Source organism: Streptomyces sp. Edi4 (assembly GCF_040253615.1).
In the GTDB taxonomy this organism is placed as follows: domain Bacteria; phylum Actinomycetota; class Actinomycetes; order Streptomycetales; family Streptomycetaceae; genus Streptomyces.
Window position 1 is genome coordinate 1,497,667 of sequence record NZ_JBEJGY010000004.1, and the last position, 13,683, is coordinate 1,511,349.

The 13,683-nt window shown below is 73.3% G+C and carries 12 protein-coding genes; 5 read left to right on the forward strand and 7 right to left on the reverse strand.

Annotation, left to right across the window (positions count from 1 at the left end; all coding sequences use genetic code 11):
- Positions 1-169 precede the first annotated feature (169 nt).
- Positions 170-1,372, forward strand: a complete 1,203-nt coding sequence (locus ABR738_RS08835; protein WP_350229416.1) for an amino acid deaminase/aldolase — start codon at positions 170-172, stop codon at positions 1,370-1,372.
- A gap of 13 nt (positions 1,373-1,385) precedes the next feature.
- On the opposite strand, the gene ABR738_RS08840 is transcribed toward ABR738_RS08835, so the two are convergent.
- The 5 genes from ABR738_RS08840 to ABR738_RS08860 form a co-directional block, all read right to left on the reverse strand.
- Complete coding sequence (locus tag ABR738_RS08840; protein WP_350229417.1) at positions 1,386-2,330, reverse strand: DUF2510 domain-containing protein; 945 nt, start codon at positions 2,328-2,330, stop codon at positions 1,386-1,388.
- Positions 2,331-2,352: 22 nt separating this feature from the next.
- Complete coding sequence (locus ABR738_RS08845; RefSeq protein ID WP_502964211.1) at positions 2,353-3,585, reverse strand: HAD family hydrolase; 1,233 nt, start codon at positions 3,583-3,585, stop codon at positions 2,353-2,355.
- 182 nt (positions 3,586-3,767) lie between these two features.
- The gene (locus ABR738_RS08850; protein WP_350229419.1) at positions 3,768-4,583 is read right to left on the reverse strand and encodes a 3-oxoacyl-ACP reductase; all 816 of its coding nucleotides are present in this window, start codon (positions 4,581-4,583) and stop codon (positions 3,768-3,770) included.
- A 6-nt stretch (positions 4,584-4,589) separates the two neighbouring features.
- Entirely contained in the window at positions 4,590-5,969 is a 1,380-nt protein-coding gene (locus tag ABR738_RS08855) for an aldehyde dehydrogenase family protein (protein WP_350229420.1), read from the reverse strand.
- An 8-nt stretch (positions 5,970-5,977) separates the two neighbouring features.
- Positions 5,978-7,342, reverse strand: a complete 1,365-nt coding sequence (locus ABR738_RS08860) for a glutamine synthetase family protein (RefSeq protein ID WP_350229421.1) — start codon at positions 7,340-7,342, stop codon at positions 5,978-5,980.
- A gap of 89 nt (positions 7,343-7,431) precedes the next feature.
- Between ABR738_RS08860 and ABR738_RS08865 the strand changes: the two genes are divergently transcribed.
- The 3 genes from ABR738_RS08865 to ABR738_RS08875 all read left to right on the forward strand — a co-directional run bounded on the left by ABR738_RS08865 (position 7,432) and on the right by ABR738_RS08875 (position 10,513).
- Complete coding sequence (locus ABR738_RS08865) at positions 7,432-8,196, forward strand: FadR/GntR family transcriptional regulator (RefSeq protein ID WP_502964212.1); 765 nt, start codon at positions 7,432-7,434, stop codon at positions 8,194-8,196.
- Positions 8,197-8,310: 114 nt separating this feature from the next.
- A complete protein-coding gene (gene eat / locus ABR738_RS08870; RefSeq protein WP_350234487.1) occupies positions 8,311-9,762 on the forward strand; it encodes an ethanolamine permease in 1,452 nt (483 codons plus the stop codon).
- A gap of 40 nt (positions 9,763-9,802) precedes the next feature.
- On the forward strand, positions 9,803-10,513 hold the full coding sequence (locus ABR738_RS08875; RefSeq protein ID WP_350234488.1) for a gamma-glutamyl-gamma-aminobutyrate hydrolase family protein: 711 nt from the start codon (positions 9,803-9,805) through the stop codon (positions 10,511-10,513).
- A gap of 302 nt (positions 10,514-10,815) precedes the next feature.
- On the opposite strand, the gene ABR738_RS08880 is transcribed toward ABR738_RS08875, so the two are convergent.
- Positions 10,816-11,745: a LysR family transcriptional regulator gene (locus tag ABR738_RS08880; protein ID WP_350229422.1), complete on the reverse strand. Its 930-nt coding sequence runs from the start codon at positions 11,743-11,745 to the stop codon at positions 10,816-10,818.
- A gap of 70 nt (positions 11,746-11,815) precedes the next feature.
- On the opposite strand from ABR738_RS08880, the gene ABR738_RS08885 reads away from it, so the two are divergent.
- The gene (locus ABR738_RS08885; RefSeq protein ID WP_350229423.1) at positions 11,816-12,931 is read left to right on the forward strand and encodes a TDT family transporter; all 1,116 of its coding nucleotides are present in this window, start codon (positions 11,816-11,818) and stop codon (positions 12,929-12,931) included.
- A gap of 21 nt (positions 12,932-12,952) precedes the next feature.
- Here ABR738_RS08885 and ABR738_RS08890 read toward each other — a convergent pair whose 3' ends face one another.
- On the reverse strand, positions 12,953-13,666 hold the full coding sequence (locus ABR738_RS08890; RefSeq protein WP_350229424.1) for a helical backbone metal receptor: 714 nt from the start codon (positions 13,664-13,666) through the stop codon (positions 12,953-12,955).
- Between the last annotated feature and the right edge of the window lie 17 nt (positions 13,667-13,683).

Here is a 13,683-nt window from a genome sequence, read left to right on the forward strand (position 1 = left end):
CTCTTGCCGTCCGGTCCAGCCCTTTCGCGCTCGGGCGTCACTCTACGGGCTGATCCTGTGCGGGCGCAGACCGGTCCGGGCGCGGACCGGTCCGGGCGCCGCGGCATCCCGTGCGGTCCGCGCTCCTCGACCCCTACCTTGTGGTAACCGGTTCTGGCAGGCTTCCGCCATGACACCCCGCGCCGCTGACCGCGCCCGGTACGACCGGGCGACCGCTCATCTCGACGCGCCGGTGGCGATCGTCGATCTGGAGGCGTTCGACGCCAACGCGGATGACGTCGTCCGCCGCGCGGCCGGCAAGCCGGTCCGGGTGGCCAGCAAGTCGGTGCGCTGCCGCGCGCTCCTGGAGCGGGTGCTCGCCCGGCCCGGCTTCGCGGGCCTGATGTCCTTCACGCTCGCGGAGTCGGTGTGGCTGGCGCGCGCCGGGTTCGAGGACGTACTGCTCGCCTATCCCTCCACCGACCGCGCGGCGTTCGCCGAGCTGACCGGGGATCCCAAGCTCGCCGGCGCCATCACCGTGATGATCGACGACCCGGCGCAGCTCGACCTGGTGGACCGGGCCCGCGAGGGCGCCGGGCACGAGGTGCGGGTCTGCCTGGAGCTGGACACCTCGCTCCAGCTGCTGGGGGGCCGGGTGCGTGTCGGCGCCCGCCGCTCCCCGCTGCGCACCCCGGCCCAACTGGCCGAACTGGCCCGCTCGGTGGCTCGGCGTCCGGGTTTCCGGCTGGTGGGTCTGATGGCGTACGAGGGTCATGTCGCCGGGGTCGGGGACGCGGTGGCGGGGCGTCCGCTGCGTTCGCGGGCGATCCGGGCGATGCAGGCCGTGGCCCGCAAGGAGCTCGCGGCGCGGCGGGCCCAAGTGGTGCGCGCGGTGCGGGCGGTCGCGCCGGATCTGGAGTTCGTCAACGGCGGCGGCACGGGCAGTGTGCAGCACACGGCGGCCGAGGCGGCGGTGACCGAGATCGCCGCGGGCTCGGGGCTCTATGTGCCGCGGCTCTTCGACAACTACACCTCCTTCAGCGGGCGCCCGGCCGCCCTGTTCGCCCAGCCGGTGGTGCGCCGGCCGGGCGTCGGCGTGGTGACCGTGCTCGGCGGCGGCTACCCGGCCTCGGGCGCGCCCGGCGCGGACCGCCTTCCGGTGCCGTATCTGCCGGAGGGCCTGCGCTACGACCCGCAGGAGGGCGCTGGCGAGGTGCAGACGCCGCTGCTCGGCTCCCCCGCCGACGACCTGCTGATCGGCGACAAGGTGTGGTTCCGGCACGCCAAGGCGGGCGAACTGTGCGAGCGTTTCGGGGAGTTGCACCTGGTGGAGGGCGACCGCGTGACGGCGACCGTGCCGACCTACCGGGGCGAGGGCCGCACGTTCCTGTAGATCCGCCACCGGATCACGGCGAGGGCGGGGCCAGGCTGGTGCCGACGCCGCCGTGACCGCCGCCGCTATTGCCAGCGCCGCCGCCACCGCCACCGATCGGCGCGATGCCCTGCGTGATGGTGTCCATGAGGGCGAGCGGCGGCCCGTCGGACCCCGCGTCGAAGGAGAGCCGCACGATGACCATCGCCTGGTTGGCCATGGGCGCGGGGAAGGCGAGGGATTCGACGTAACCGCCCGACCCCGCGCCTGTCTTGACCCGCCAGCGCACCAGATAGCCGGTGCTCCCGCCGACCGACACGGGGGCGGACTTCACCTCCTGGTGCGAGGTGATGCCGTTGTAGTGGTGGACGCCGTTGCCTGTGGGGTCCGCGTCGTAGGCGTCCTTGGCGGCGTCGGCGATGTCGTTCTTGGCGACGGCCTCGGGGGTCGTGAGGTCGGTCCGGGTGGCCGTCGTCGTGGAGACCCCGCCGCCACGGCAGTACCCCTGGTCGCCCGGGCAGTACAGGATGTCCTTGGTCACCATGGTGACGCGTCCGGTCACCGGGTCGTCGCCCTCCTCCCAGCCGTCCGGGATGGGCAGGGTGATGCCGTTGAGCTGGTCGACGAGCCGGTGCGGATCGCGCGAGGGCGCGGGACTGTCCTGCGGGGCCGGGGCGTTGGCGGCCGACGGCGCCTTGGGCCCCTTGCTCGGGGCCGCCGCCCGCGCCCCGTCGTCCCCGGGCCGGGCGACGAGGACGGCGGCGGCGATCCCGGCCACCAGGAGCACGGCGGCCGAGGCGATGACCGCCGCCCGGCCGCGCCGACGGGCGGGCGGCGGGGCCACGACCGCGGCCGGGGGCCCGTAGCCCTGCTGGCCTGCGGCGCGGGTGTGCGCGGTCCAGGCCGCGCCGTCCCACCAGCGTTCGTTGCCGGGCAGGCCCGGATCCGCGTACCAGCCGGGCGGGGTCGTCAAGGTCATGGCCCCAGCCTAGAACCCGTGTTCAGCCGGCGTACACGGAGTCCCGCTGGTCCGGGACGACCGAGCCGTCGGCGCGGCGCACCGGGGCCGGGGTGCCGTCGCGGCCGGTGTAGCCGGTGGTGGCGCAGGGGTAGGGCGCCGTCTTCTGGCCCTTGGGCTCGATGAACATCGGGTTCACGATCCAGCGGCCGTCGCTGTCGTCGTACGCCCGGCACATCAGCTCGTTCTTGTTGCGGTTCAGGACGAGCCGAAGACCCGTGGCGTCCCGCAGGAAGGAGACGTCGGTGTCGGAGTCGCCGGCCGCGAACACCTGCCGCCGGCCGGCCGGCTGTACGCGCTCGGCGGCGGCGCCGCGCACCCCGAAGATCTCCTGGTTGATCCAGCAGCGCTTGCCGTCGATGTAGGTGATCACCGAGTCGTCGCCGTCCTTGGCCGAGCCGCATCCCACGAGGTGCGAGGTGAGACGGCCGTGCTCGGTGGTGGAGCGGATGCCGATGGCGTGGTCCGGGTCCACGCCCGCGCCGCGCGCCCAGACGTCCACCACGGGCTCGGGCGACGCGGAGGTGATCCACACGTCGAAGCCGGCCCTCTGGAGCGTACGGATCAGATCGCGCTGCTGGTCGTAGTAGCGCACCCAGGCGGTGGCCTTGGTGTTGCTGCCGACCGTCTGGACGGCGTCGGCCGGGGCCGACAGGTTCTCGGCGCGGGCCGCCGCCGCGAAGGACCGGACCTGCGCCGGGGTCCAGCCGTGCAGGAGCTGGGCGAGCCAGGCGTAGGAGGGCTCGATGGTGCGGCGGTCGTACCCGGCGAAGGCGGTCGTGCCCGCGCTGGTGGCGCCCTCGCCGTACACCGCGAGGATTTCGTCCGCGCACCGCGTGTCGCTCGCGGTCGGCAGCGTCTTGGAGGGGCCCGCCGGGCACGCGGCGGACAGCGCCGTGGCCGCGTCCTTGGTGAGGTAGCGGCTGGTGGTGCGCCAGTCTCCGTGCGCCGGGCGCTGGATCTTGGAGTGGCGCAGCAGCCAGTACATGGTGGCGTCACCGACGTCGTTCTTGACGACGGTGTTGTCCCAGTCGAAGACGGCGACCGGCTTCTTCTTGCCGTGGCCCGCGCGCGCCTCGCAGGTGCCGTACGTGTCGATCAGGTCCTGGATGCGGTCCTGGTTGTCGCCGAACCACCCCTGGGAGACGGTCAGTTGGGGGCAGCGCGCCGGGTGTGCCTCGGCGGGCTGTGCGGCGACGAGCCCGGCGGCGGCCATGGAGAGCGCCGCGGCGAGGACGGGAAGCCGGCGGACGGCGGGGACCGCGAAGAGCGCAGACACGCTGGAGGACTCCTGTCGTAGGGAAGATCGTCACGGACGCTAGACAGCGCGGCCGGGCGTCGTGCGACGCCCGGCTGCCCAATGCGTGACCGCCGGGTGAACAGCGGGGGCCGGCCCTTCTAGAGCGGCGTGACGTACGCCCCGGAGATGCCGCCGTCGACCAGGAAGTCGGTGGCGTTGATGAAGGAGGAGTCGTCGCTCGCGAGGAAGGCGACGGCGGCGGCGATCTCGTCGGCCTCGGCGAAGCGGCCCGCCGGGATGTGCACCAGGCGGCGCGCGGCGCGCTCGGGGTCCTTGGCGAACAGCTCCTGGAGCAGCGGGGTGTTGACGGGACCCGGGCACAGCGCGTTGACGCGGATGCCCTCGCGGGCGAACTGCACACCGAGCTCGCGCGACATCGCGAGCACCCCGCCCTTGGAGGCGGTGTAGGAGATCTGCGAGGTCGCCGCGCCCATGACGGCCACGAACGAGGCGGTGTTGATGATGGAGCCCCGGCCCTGGCGCCGCATGTAGGGCAGCGCGGCCTTGCAGCACAGATAGACGGAGGTGAGGTTGACCTCCTGGACGCGGCGCCAGGCGTCGAGTCCGGTGGTGAGGATCGAGTCGTCGTCGGGCGGCGAGATGCCCGCGTTGTTGAACGCGATGTCGACGCTGCCGTAGGTGTCGAACGCCGTCTTGAACAGCGCCTCGACCTGTTCCTGGTCGGTGACGTCGACCTTGACGAAGAGCCCGCCGACGGCTTCGGCGGCGGCCTTGCCGGCGCTCTCGTCGATGTCGCCGCACACCACGTGGGCGCCCTCGGCGGCCAGGCGCTTGGCGGTCGCGAGTCCGATGCCGCTGCCGGCTCCGGTGATGACGGCGGTGCGGCCGGCCAGGCGGCGGCAGACGGGGGTCCGGGGGGAGTCCCCAGGGATCGTTGCGGTGTCGTCGGTCATGGGTGCTCAGGCCTCCGTGCTGATGAAGACGTTCTTGGTCTCGGTGAATGCGGCCAGGGCGTCGGGGCCGAGCTCGCGGCCGAGGCCGGACTGCTTGTAGCCGCCGAACGGGGTCGAATGGCGCACGCTGGAATGGGAGTTGACGGACAGGTTGCCAGCCGCGACGGCGCGCGAGAGGCGCAGCGCGCGGCCGATGTCGCGGGTCCAGATCGAGCCGGAAAGCCCGTAGTCGGTGGCGTTGGCGAGCCGTACCGCGTCCTCCTCGTCCTCGAAGGGGAGCACGACGGCGACCGGCCCGAAGACCTCCTCGACGGCGGCGGGCGCCTCCGGGCCCAGGCCGGTCAGGACGGTCGGCGGGAACCAGAAGCCGGGCCCGTCGGGTGCGCTGCCGCGCAGCGCGGGCGCGTCGCCGGGGACGTAGGAGCGGACGCGGTCCAGCTGGACGCGCGAGATGAGCGGGCCCATCATCGTCTTCTCGTCGGCCGGATCACCGACCGCGATCTCCTCGATGGCGGGGCCGAGCAGTTCCATGAAGCGGTCGTACGCGCCGCGCTGGACCAGGATGCGGGTGCGGGCGCAGCAGTCCTGGCCGCAGTTGTCGAGGAAGGACATGGGGGTGGCGGCGGCCGCCGCCTCGATGTCGGCGTCGGCGAAGACGATGTTGGGGCTCTTGCCGCCGAGTTCGAGGGTCACCCGCTTCACGCGGTCGGCGCACTTGGCCATGATCTGCTTGCCGACGCGGGTGGACCCGGTGAAGACGATCTTCGCGACGCCGGGGTGCTCGACGAGCGCGTCCCCCGCGATCGTGCCCGCGCCGGGCAGGACCTGGAAGAGGCCTTCGGGCAGCCCCGCCTCCAGGGCGAGGCCGGCCAGCCGCAGGGCGGTGAGCGGGGTGGTCTCCGCGGGCTTGAGGATCACCGCGTTGCCGGCCGCGAGCGCGGGGGCGGTGCCCCAGGCGGCGATGGGCATCGGGAAGTTCCAGGGGGCGATGACACCGACCACGCCGAGCGGTTCGAGCAGGGTGATGTCGAGGCCGCCCGCGACCGGGATCTGACGCCCACTCAGGCGCTCCACTCCCCCGGCCGAGAAGTCGAGCAGGTCGCGGACGTTGCCCGCCTCCCAGCGGGCGTTGCCGATGGTGTGCCCGGCCTCCTGAACCTCCAAGTGGGCCAGTTCCTCGATGTGTTGGTCGACCACGGCCGCGAAGCGGCGCAGGAGGCGGGCGCGGTCGGCGGGGGCCGCGGCGGCCCAGCCGCGCTGGGCCGCCCTGGCCCGTGCGACCGCGGCGTCCACGTCGGCGACGGTGGCGCCGGCGACGACCGCGATCACCTCCTCGGTGGCGGGGTTGAGTACCTGTAGCTCGTACGCGGTGGACGCGGTGGACAAGGCGTTCCTCACAGGCGTTCGAAGGAGCGGCGGAGCTCCCAGTCGGTCACCGCGGCGTCGAACGCGTCGAGTTCGACCCGCGCCATGTTGCGGTAGTGCGCGACGACCTCGTCCCCGAACGCGGCCTTGGCGATGGGGCTGTTCTCCCACAGTTCGGCGGCTTCGCGCAGGGTGGTGGGGACGTGGGCGTAGTCGCCGACATAGGCGTTGGACGTGCAGGCCTCGGGCAGCTCCAGCTCGTTCTCGATGCCGTACAGGCCGGCCGCGACGAGTCCGGCGACGGCGAGGTGGGGGTTGACGTCGCCGCCCGGGAGGCGGTTTTCGAACCGGGTCGAGGCGCCGTGGCCGACGACCCGCAGCGCGCAGGTGCGGTTGTCGTGCCCCCAGGCGACGGCGGTGGGCGCGAAGGAGCCCGGCTGGAAGCGCTTGTAGGAGTTGATGTTCGGCGCGTACAGGAGGGAGAAGTCCCGCAGCGCGGCGAGCTGGCCGGCCAGGAAGTGGCGCATGAGGGGCGACATGTGACCGGGTCCGTCGCCCGCCATCACATTGCGGCCGTCCTCATCGGTGAGCGAGAGGTGGATGTGGCAGGAGTTGCCCTCGCGCTGGTCGTACTTGGCCATGAAGGTGAGCGAGACGCCCTCCTGGGCCGCGATCTCCTTGGCGCCGGTCTTGTAGATCGCGTGCTGGTCGCAGGTGACCAGGGCCTCGTCGTAGCGGAAGACGATCTCGTGCTGGCCGGGGTTGCACTCCCCCTTGGCGGACTCGACGGTCAGACCCGCGGCCTGCATCTCGTTACGGATGCGGCGAAGCAGCGGCTCGATGCGGCCGGTGCCGAGCACGGAGTAGTCGATGTTGTACTGATTGGCCGGGGTCAGGCCCTGGTACCCCGCGTCCCAGGCCTGCTCGTAGCTGTCCCGGAAGACGATGAATTCGAGCTCGGTGCCCACCTGGGCGGTGTAGCCGAGCTCCGCGAGCCGTTCCAGCTGGCGGCGGAGGATCTGGCGGGGCGCGGCGACGACCGGGGCGCCGTCGCTCCAGCCGAGATCGGCGATGAGCATCGCGGTGCCCTCGTTCCACGGCACGCGGCGCAGCGTCGCCGCATCCGGGCGCATCGCGAAGTCGCCGTAGCCACGCTCCCAGGAGGACATCGCGTAGCCGTCGACCGTGTTCATCTCGGTGTCCACGGCCAGCAGGTAGTTGCAGCCCTCGGTGCCGTGCGCCAGGACCTCGTCCAGGAAGAAGCCGGCCGCGAAGCGCTTGCCCTGCAACCGCCCTTGCATATCGGGGAAGGCCAGGACGACAGTGTCGATCTCACCGCTCGCGACGAGGTCTCGCAGCTCCTCGATCGAGAGCGGGGGTGTGCGGTCTGCCACGGGAAGCTCCTCCTTGGGTCAGCCGAGAGCCATAAGGTATGGGGTAGGACCATTGATTGGGAAGAGGAATCCACGACGTGGCGAAGAAGATCGACTCGGCGGACTCGGCAGAGCGCGGGAGGCCGGACGCGGCAGAGGGCGGGAGACCGGACGCGCTGGTGCCCGTCCTGCGGACCGTACGGGCCGGGAACGGCTTCGAGGAGGCGCTGGAGCAGGTCCTCCAGCTGCTCCGCCTCGGGCTCGTGCCACCGGGTGAACGGCTGCCGCCCGAACGGGAGTTGGCCGAGCGGATGGGGATCAGCCGGGTCACCCTGCGCGAGGTCTTGAAGGTGCTCCAGGACCAGCGCCTCGTGGAGAGCAGGCGCGGCCGCTACGGCGGCACGTTCGTGCTGGCCAGGGCAGCCGAGGGCGGCGAGGACGAGCTGCGCAGGCGCGTCGCGTCCGTCGACGTCGAGGACACCCTGCGCTTCCGTGAGGTCCTGGAGACCGGGGCGGCCGGATTGTGCGCGGCGCACGGACTGGGCGAGCGGGGCGCCGGGCGGCTGCGCGCCGCGCTCGCCGCGACCCACGACGCCGAACTCTGCGACTACCGCCGCCAGGACACCCTGCTCCACCTCACCCTGGCCGAGCTGTCCGGATCCCCCACGCTCACCGCCCAGTACGCGGCGGTCCGGGCCACCGTCAACGACCTCCTGGACTGCATCCCGCTCCTGGTGCGCAACCTGGAGCACTCCCAGCACCAGCACACCGCGCTCGTCGAGGCGGTGCTCGACGGCGACGCGGACGGCGCGCGCGAGGCGATGCGGGAGCACTGCGCGGGGACGGCGGCGCTGCTGCGCGGCTTCTTGACCTGAGCGGGTCCGGACCCCGGTTTCGCGCCCACCCCTTGCGCATCACCGCGCCCTACGGCAAAGGTATGCAGCCAAACCATTGAATTGATCTCCCCCGACGATCATCTGGAGCGGCTCATGGCCGAGGGCACCGACCTGCGCACCGCACCACCCGCCACCGCCGAGGACGACTATCTGCACCGGCGCACCCTGCGGCGCGGCAGCGCCGGCTGGCTGCTGCTGACCGGGCTCGGCGTCGCCTATGTGGTCTCGGGCGACTTCTCCGGCTGGAACATCGGCCTGTCCAAGGGCGGCTTCGGCGGCCTTGCGGCGGCCACCGTCCTGATGGGCATCATGTACGCCTGTCTCGTCTTCTCGCTCGCCGAACTCTCCGCCATCCTGCCCACGGCGGGCGGCGGTTACGGCTTCGCGCGCCGGGCGCTCGGCACCTGGGGCGGATTCCTGACCGGCACCGCGATCCTCATCGAGTACATCCTGGCGCCCGCCGCGATCTCGCTGTTCATCGGCGACTACGTCGAATCGCTCGGCCTGTTCGGGCTCACCTCGGGCTGGCCGGTCCACCTCGCCTGCTTCGCGCTCTTCATCGGGATCCACCTGTGGGGCGTGGGCGAGGCGCTGCGCTTCAGCCTGGTCGTCACCGCGATCGCGGTGGCTGCCCTGCTGGTCTTCGCCGTCGGCGCGTTCACCGACTTCGACGCGTCCCGTCTCAACGACATCCCGGTGGACACCTCGGCGCTCGGCGCCGGCTCGTGGCTGCCGTTCGGCGTGCTCGGCATCTGGGCCGCGTTCCCCTTCGGCATGTGGTTCTTCCTCGGCGTCGAGGGGGTGCCGCTCGCGGCCGAGGAGGCCAAGGATCCGGTGCGGTCCATGCCGCGCGCGCTCGCCATCGCGCTGTCGGTCCTCGTCCTGCTCGCCGTGGTGACGTTCCTGGCCGCGACCGGGGCGCACGGCTCGGCGGCCCTCAAGGACGCGGGCAACCCGCTGGTGGTGGCGCTCCAGGGCGACGGCGGGCCCACCGCGCTCAGCAGGTTCGTCAACTACGCGGGGCTCGCGGGCCTGGTGGCGTCGTTCTTCTCGCTGATCTTCGCGGGCTCGCGCCAGCTCTTCGCCCTGTCCCGGGCCGGCTATCTGCCCCGCTTCCTGTCCCTGACCAGCCGCCGCAAGTCGCCCTACCTCGGCCTGCTGATCCCCGGCGCGATCGGGTTCGCGCTGGCCGCGTGGAGCGGCAACGGCGGGCGGATGCTGAACGTGGCGGTGTTCGGCGCCACCATCTCGTACGCTTTGATGGCGCTCTCGCACGTGGTCCTGCGGCGCCGCGAGCCGGACCTGGAGCGTCCCTACCGCACGCCGGGCGGCATCCTGACCTCCTCCGTCGCCTTCGTGCTCGCGCTGTTCGCGCTGGTGGCCACCTTCCTTGTGGACAAGGACGCGGCGTTCATCGCGCTGGGTGTCTACGCGATCGCGCTGGCCTATTTCGCCTTCTACAGCCGCCACCGGCTGGTCGCCAACGCCCCCGAGGAGGAGTTCGCCGCGCTGGCCGAGGCCGAGGCCGAACTCGCCCGGGACTGACGGGCCGCCCGCCCCGCCCCTACGAACGGAGACCGTGACCGTGCCCAAACCGCTGATTGGCATCAGTACGTATCTGGAGCCAGCCGCGTGGGGGGTGTGGCAGATGCCCGCCGCCCTGCTGCCCGCCGGCTATCCCCGGCTCGTGCGGGCGGCCGGGGGCCTGGCCGCGATGCTGCCGCCGGACGACGACCCGGCGGCAGCGGCCGAGGTGGTGGCGCGTGTCGACGGCCTGATCATCGCGGGCGGCGCGGATGTGGAGCCGGTGTGCTACGGGGCCACGGCCTCCTCCCTGACCGGGCCGCCCGCCCGCGCGCGGGACGCCTGGGAGCTGGCCCTGATCGAGGCGGCCCTGGCCTCGGGCACCCCGCTGCTCGGCATCTGCCGGGGTCTTCAGCTCCTCAATGTCGCGCTCGGCGGCACGCTGGTGCAGCACCTGGACGGGCACACCGGTGGACGCGGGGTGTTCGGCGAGCACACCGTCGAGCCGGTGCCGGGCACGCTGTACGCCTCGCTCGTGCCCGAGGCCGCGTCCGTGCCGACCTACCACCACCAGTGCGTGGACCGGCTCGGCGCCGGGCTCGTGGCGTCGGCGTACGCGGCGGACGGCACGGTGGAGGCGGCCGAACTGCCCGGGCCGGGCTGGGCCCTGGGCGTCCAGTGGCACCCCGAGGCGGGCCAGGACCTTCGCGTGGCGCGGGGCCTGGTGAGGGCGGCGGCGGCCCGGGGCGGGCGGCCGACACCGGCGCCCTGACCCGGACCTGGTCGCTTTTCGACCGCGGGTCGAGCACGCGGAGGTCCGGGGCGCAGCCCCAAGAACCCCGGCTGCGGGCCGCGGTCGCTTCTCGCGCGGTTCCCCGCGCCCCTGGCGGGATCGGTGCGGGCCCACATCGGCACAGTCAGCCCGTCCGGTTATCGAGGACGAGGCCCTTCAGGCCGAACGGGGTCGGGGGCACAGCCCCAGGGGCCCCGGGTGGCGCGCAGTTCCCCGCACCCCTGACGGTCCGGCGACCTCAGCCTGTCCGGCGATTGAGGACGGGCGGGGTCGGCGGGGACCTACTTGGGCGCGGCCAGGGACAGCAGATCGCGGGCGGGGCCGGCCGGAAGCGGGCCCCTGCGCCACACCGCGCGCAGATCGCGCCGCAGCCGTACGCCCTCGACCGGGATCCGCACCAGACGGCGGGCGGCCAGCTCCTCGCCCAGGGCCAGTTCGCTCAGGACCGAGGGCCCCGCCCCGCTGACCACGGACGCCTTCACGGCGGTGGTCGAGGACAGCTCGATGAGAGGGTCGGCAAGTCCGCCGTGCGCGGCCAGCGCCGCGTCCAGGACCTGACGGGTGCCCGAGCCGCGCTCGCGCAGGATGAGCGGGGTCGCGGCCAGTTCGGCCGGCGGCAGCGGCCCGCGCCGGCGCGCCCAGGGGTGCGAGGGGGCCGCGACCACCACGAGCCGGTCGTGCCCGATGACCGCCGAGTCCAGCCCGGCGGGTACGCCAAGACCCTCGACGAAGCCGAGGTCCGCCTCGTCACTGAGCAGCAGCTTCGCCACGACGGCGGAGTTCCCGGCGCTCAGGGACACCGCCGTGCCCGGTCGCTCGGCGCGCAGCGCGATCAGCCAGCCCGGCAGCAGGTACTCGGCGATCGTCATGCTGGCGGCGACCCGCAGCCGCGAATCGCGCCGCCCCCGCAGGGCCTGCGCGCCGGCGTCGAATGCCTCGGCCGCCTCCACGACCCGCCGCGCCCAGTCCGTCACGAGGACGCCCTCGGCGGTGAGCCGTGAGCCGCGCGGGGAACGGTCCACGAGCGCGACACCGAGGAGGCGTTCCATCGAGCGGACCCGGCTGCTCGCCGCGGGCTGGGTGATGCCGAGATCGCGGGCCGCGCGTCCGAGACTGCCGTGCCGGGCGACGGCGAGCAGCAGCTCCATCGCTCCCAGGTCGGGCACCCGGTGGGCGAGGGGCGCCTGGTCCTCGGGTCCGCTCGTGCTCATAAACCCAGCTTATGGGCTCATAGGGCCAGCGGGCGTGGCGGGGGTCCGGGCGCGGGACGAGGCTTGATCCATGGCCCTCACCGCGCGACCACGCCCTCGCACCCAGCCCCTCGTCTTCCTGCGGCGCCGCCCCGCGCTGCGCCACCTCGGCCCGAACTGGTACGCCGCTGTCATGGGCACCGCCATCATCGCCAACGCGGGCGCGGGGCTGCCCTTCCACGTTCCGGGTCTCGCGCTCGTCTGGGCGCTCTCCCTCGCACTGCTGGCCGTGGTGCTCGTGGCCCGCGCCGGGCACTGGCTGCACCACCGCGACCAGGCCCGCGCCCATCTCCTCGACCCGGCCGTCGCGCCCTTCTACGGCTGCCTTTCGATGGCCTTCCTCGCGGTCGGGATCGGCTCCCTCTCCGTCGGCGCCCAGCTGATCGGCGAGAGCGCGGCCGTCCCGCTGGCGTGGGTGCTCTACGGCGTGGGCACGGTCACGGGTCTGGTGGCCGCGGTGGGCGTCCCGTATCTGATGGTGGTGCGGCACGAACTCGCTCCGGGCAGCGCCTCCCCCGTCTGGCTGCTCCCGGTGGTCGCGCCCATGGTGTCGGCGACGCTCGGCCCGCTGCTGGTCCCCCATCTGCCGGCGGGCCAGGCCCGTGAGGCGATGCTGCTCGCCTCGTACGCGATGTTCGGCATGAGCCTGCTCGCCACGCTCATCATCCTGCCCGTGGTGTTCTCGCGTCTGGTGCACCGGGGCGCGCTGCCGCTCCTGCTCACCCCGACCCTCTTCCTGGTCCTCGGCCCGCTGGGCCAGTCGACCACCGCCGTGAACAAGCTGGCCGATGTGGCGTCCGGCGCGATCGGCGCCCCCTACGCGCGGGGCATGGGCGCCTTCGCCGTGGTGTACGGGGTACCGGTGATGGGCTTCGCCCTGATGTGGCTCGCGCTCGCGGTGGCGATGGCGGTGCGGGCGGCCCGGCGCGGCATGGGCTTCGCGATGACCTGGTGGGCCTTCACCTTCCCCGTCGGCACCTGCGTCACCGGGGCCGAGGGCCTGGCCCGCCACACCGGCCTGCACGCCTTCGACTGGCTGGCGGTGGCCCTGTACGCGCTGCTGGTGACGGCCTGGCTGGCGGCCGGCTTCCACACCGTGCGAGGGCTACTGGACGGCCGACTGCTCGCGCCGCCCGCCAAGAAGTGACCCGCTGAGGCGCCGACGCGCTCAGAGGTCCCTCCCCAGCGCCGCGCCGAGCACGGCCGGCGCGCGGACCAGTGAGGGCCCGTACCAGGTGAGATGGCGGCCGTCGACGAGGGCGGCCGGCAGGGCGGGGAACGCCTCGGGGCCGTCGCCGGGCGTGAACGGGTAGGGCTCGTCGGGCAGCACGACCAGGTCGGCCCCTGCCGTGTTCAGCTCCTCGACGGCGACGCGGGGGTACCGCTCGGCGTGCTCGGCGTAGACGTTGCGTACGCCCAGACGCGCGAGCAGGTCGCCGGCGAAGGTGTCGCGGCCGAGCACCATCCAGGGGCGCCGCCAGATCGGCACCACGGCCCGGCGCTCGCGGCCCGGCCGCACCCCCGCCCACGCCCGCTCGGCCGCGTCGAGCCAGCCCGGACGCGCCAGGCCGCAACCCTCGACCAGGACCCGTTCCAGCTCGGTGAAGGCCTGCGTCAGCGAGCGGATCTCGGTGACCAGGACGTCGAGTCCCGCGTCCCGCAGGGCGGCCAGATCGGCGGCCCTGTTCTCCTCCTCGTTGGCGACGACCAGATCCGGCGCGAGCGCGACGATCCGCTCCACATCCGGATTCTTGGTGCCACCGACGCGCTCGGCGCCGAGCCCGGCCGGATGGACGCACCAGTCGGTGACGCCCACAAGGAATCCGGGGGCGCCGGCCGCGACGGCCTCCGTCAAGGACGGGACGAGGGAGACCACCCGCATCAGTGGCGCCCCGTGCC

Coding starts and splice junctions, on each gene's coding strand:
- ABR738_RS08835 (WP_350229416.1), top strand. CDS start 170: ATGACACCCCGCGCCGCTGACCGCGCCCGGTACGACCGGGCGACCGCT.
- ABR738_RS08840 (WP_350229417.1), bottom strand. CDS start 2,330: ATGACCTTGACGACCCCGCCCGGCTGGTACGCGGATCCGGGCCTGCCC.
- ABR738_RS08845 (WP_502964211.1), bottom strand. CDS start 3,585: ATGGCCGCCGCCGGGCTCGTCGCCGCACAGCCCGCCGAGGCACACCCG.
- ABR738_RS08850 (WP_350229419.1), bottom strand. CDS start 4,583: ATGACCGACGACACCGCAACGATCCCTGGGGACTCCCCCCGGACCCCC.
- eat (WP_350234487.1), top strand. CDS start 8,311: ATGGCCGAGGGCACCGACCTGCGCACCGCACCACCCGCCACCGCCGAG.
- ABR738_RS08880 (WP_350229422.1), bottom strand. CDS start 11,745: ATGAGCACGAGCGGACCCGAGGACCAGGCGCCCCTCGCCCACCGGGTG.
- ABR738_RS08885 (WP_350229423.1), top strand. CDS start 11,816: ATGGCCCTCACCGCGCGACCACGCCCTCGCACCCAGCCCCTCGTCTTC.
- ABR738_RS08890 (WP_350229424.1), bottom strand. CDS start 13,666: ATGCGGGTGGTCTCCCTCGTCCCGTCCTTGACGGAGGCCGTCGCGGCC.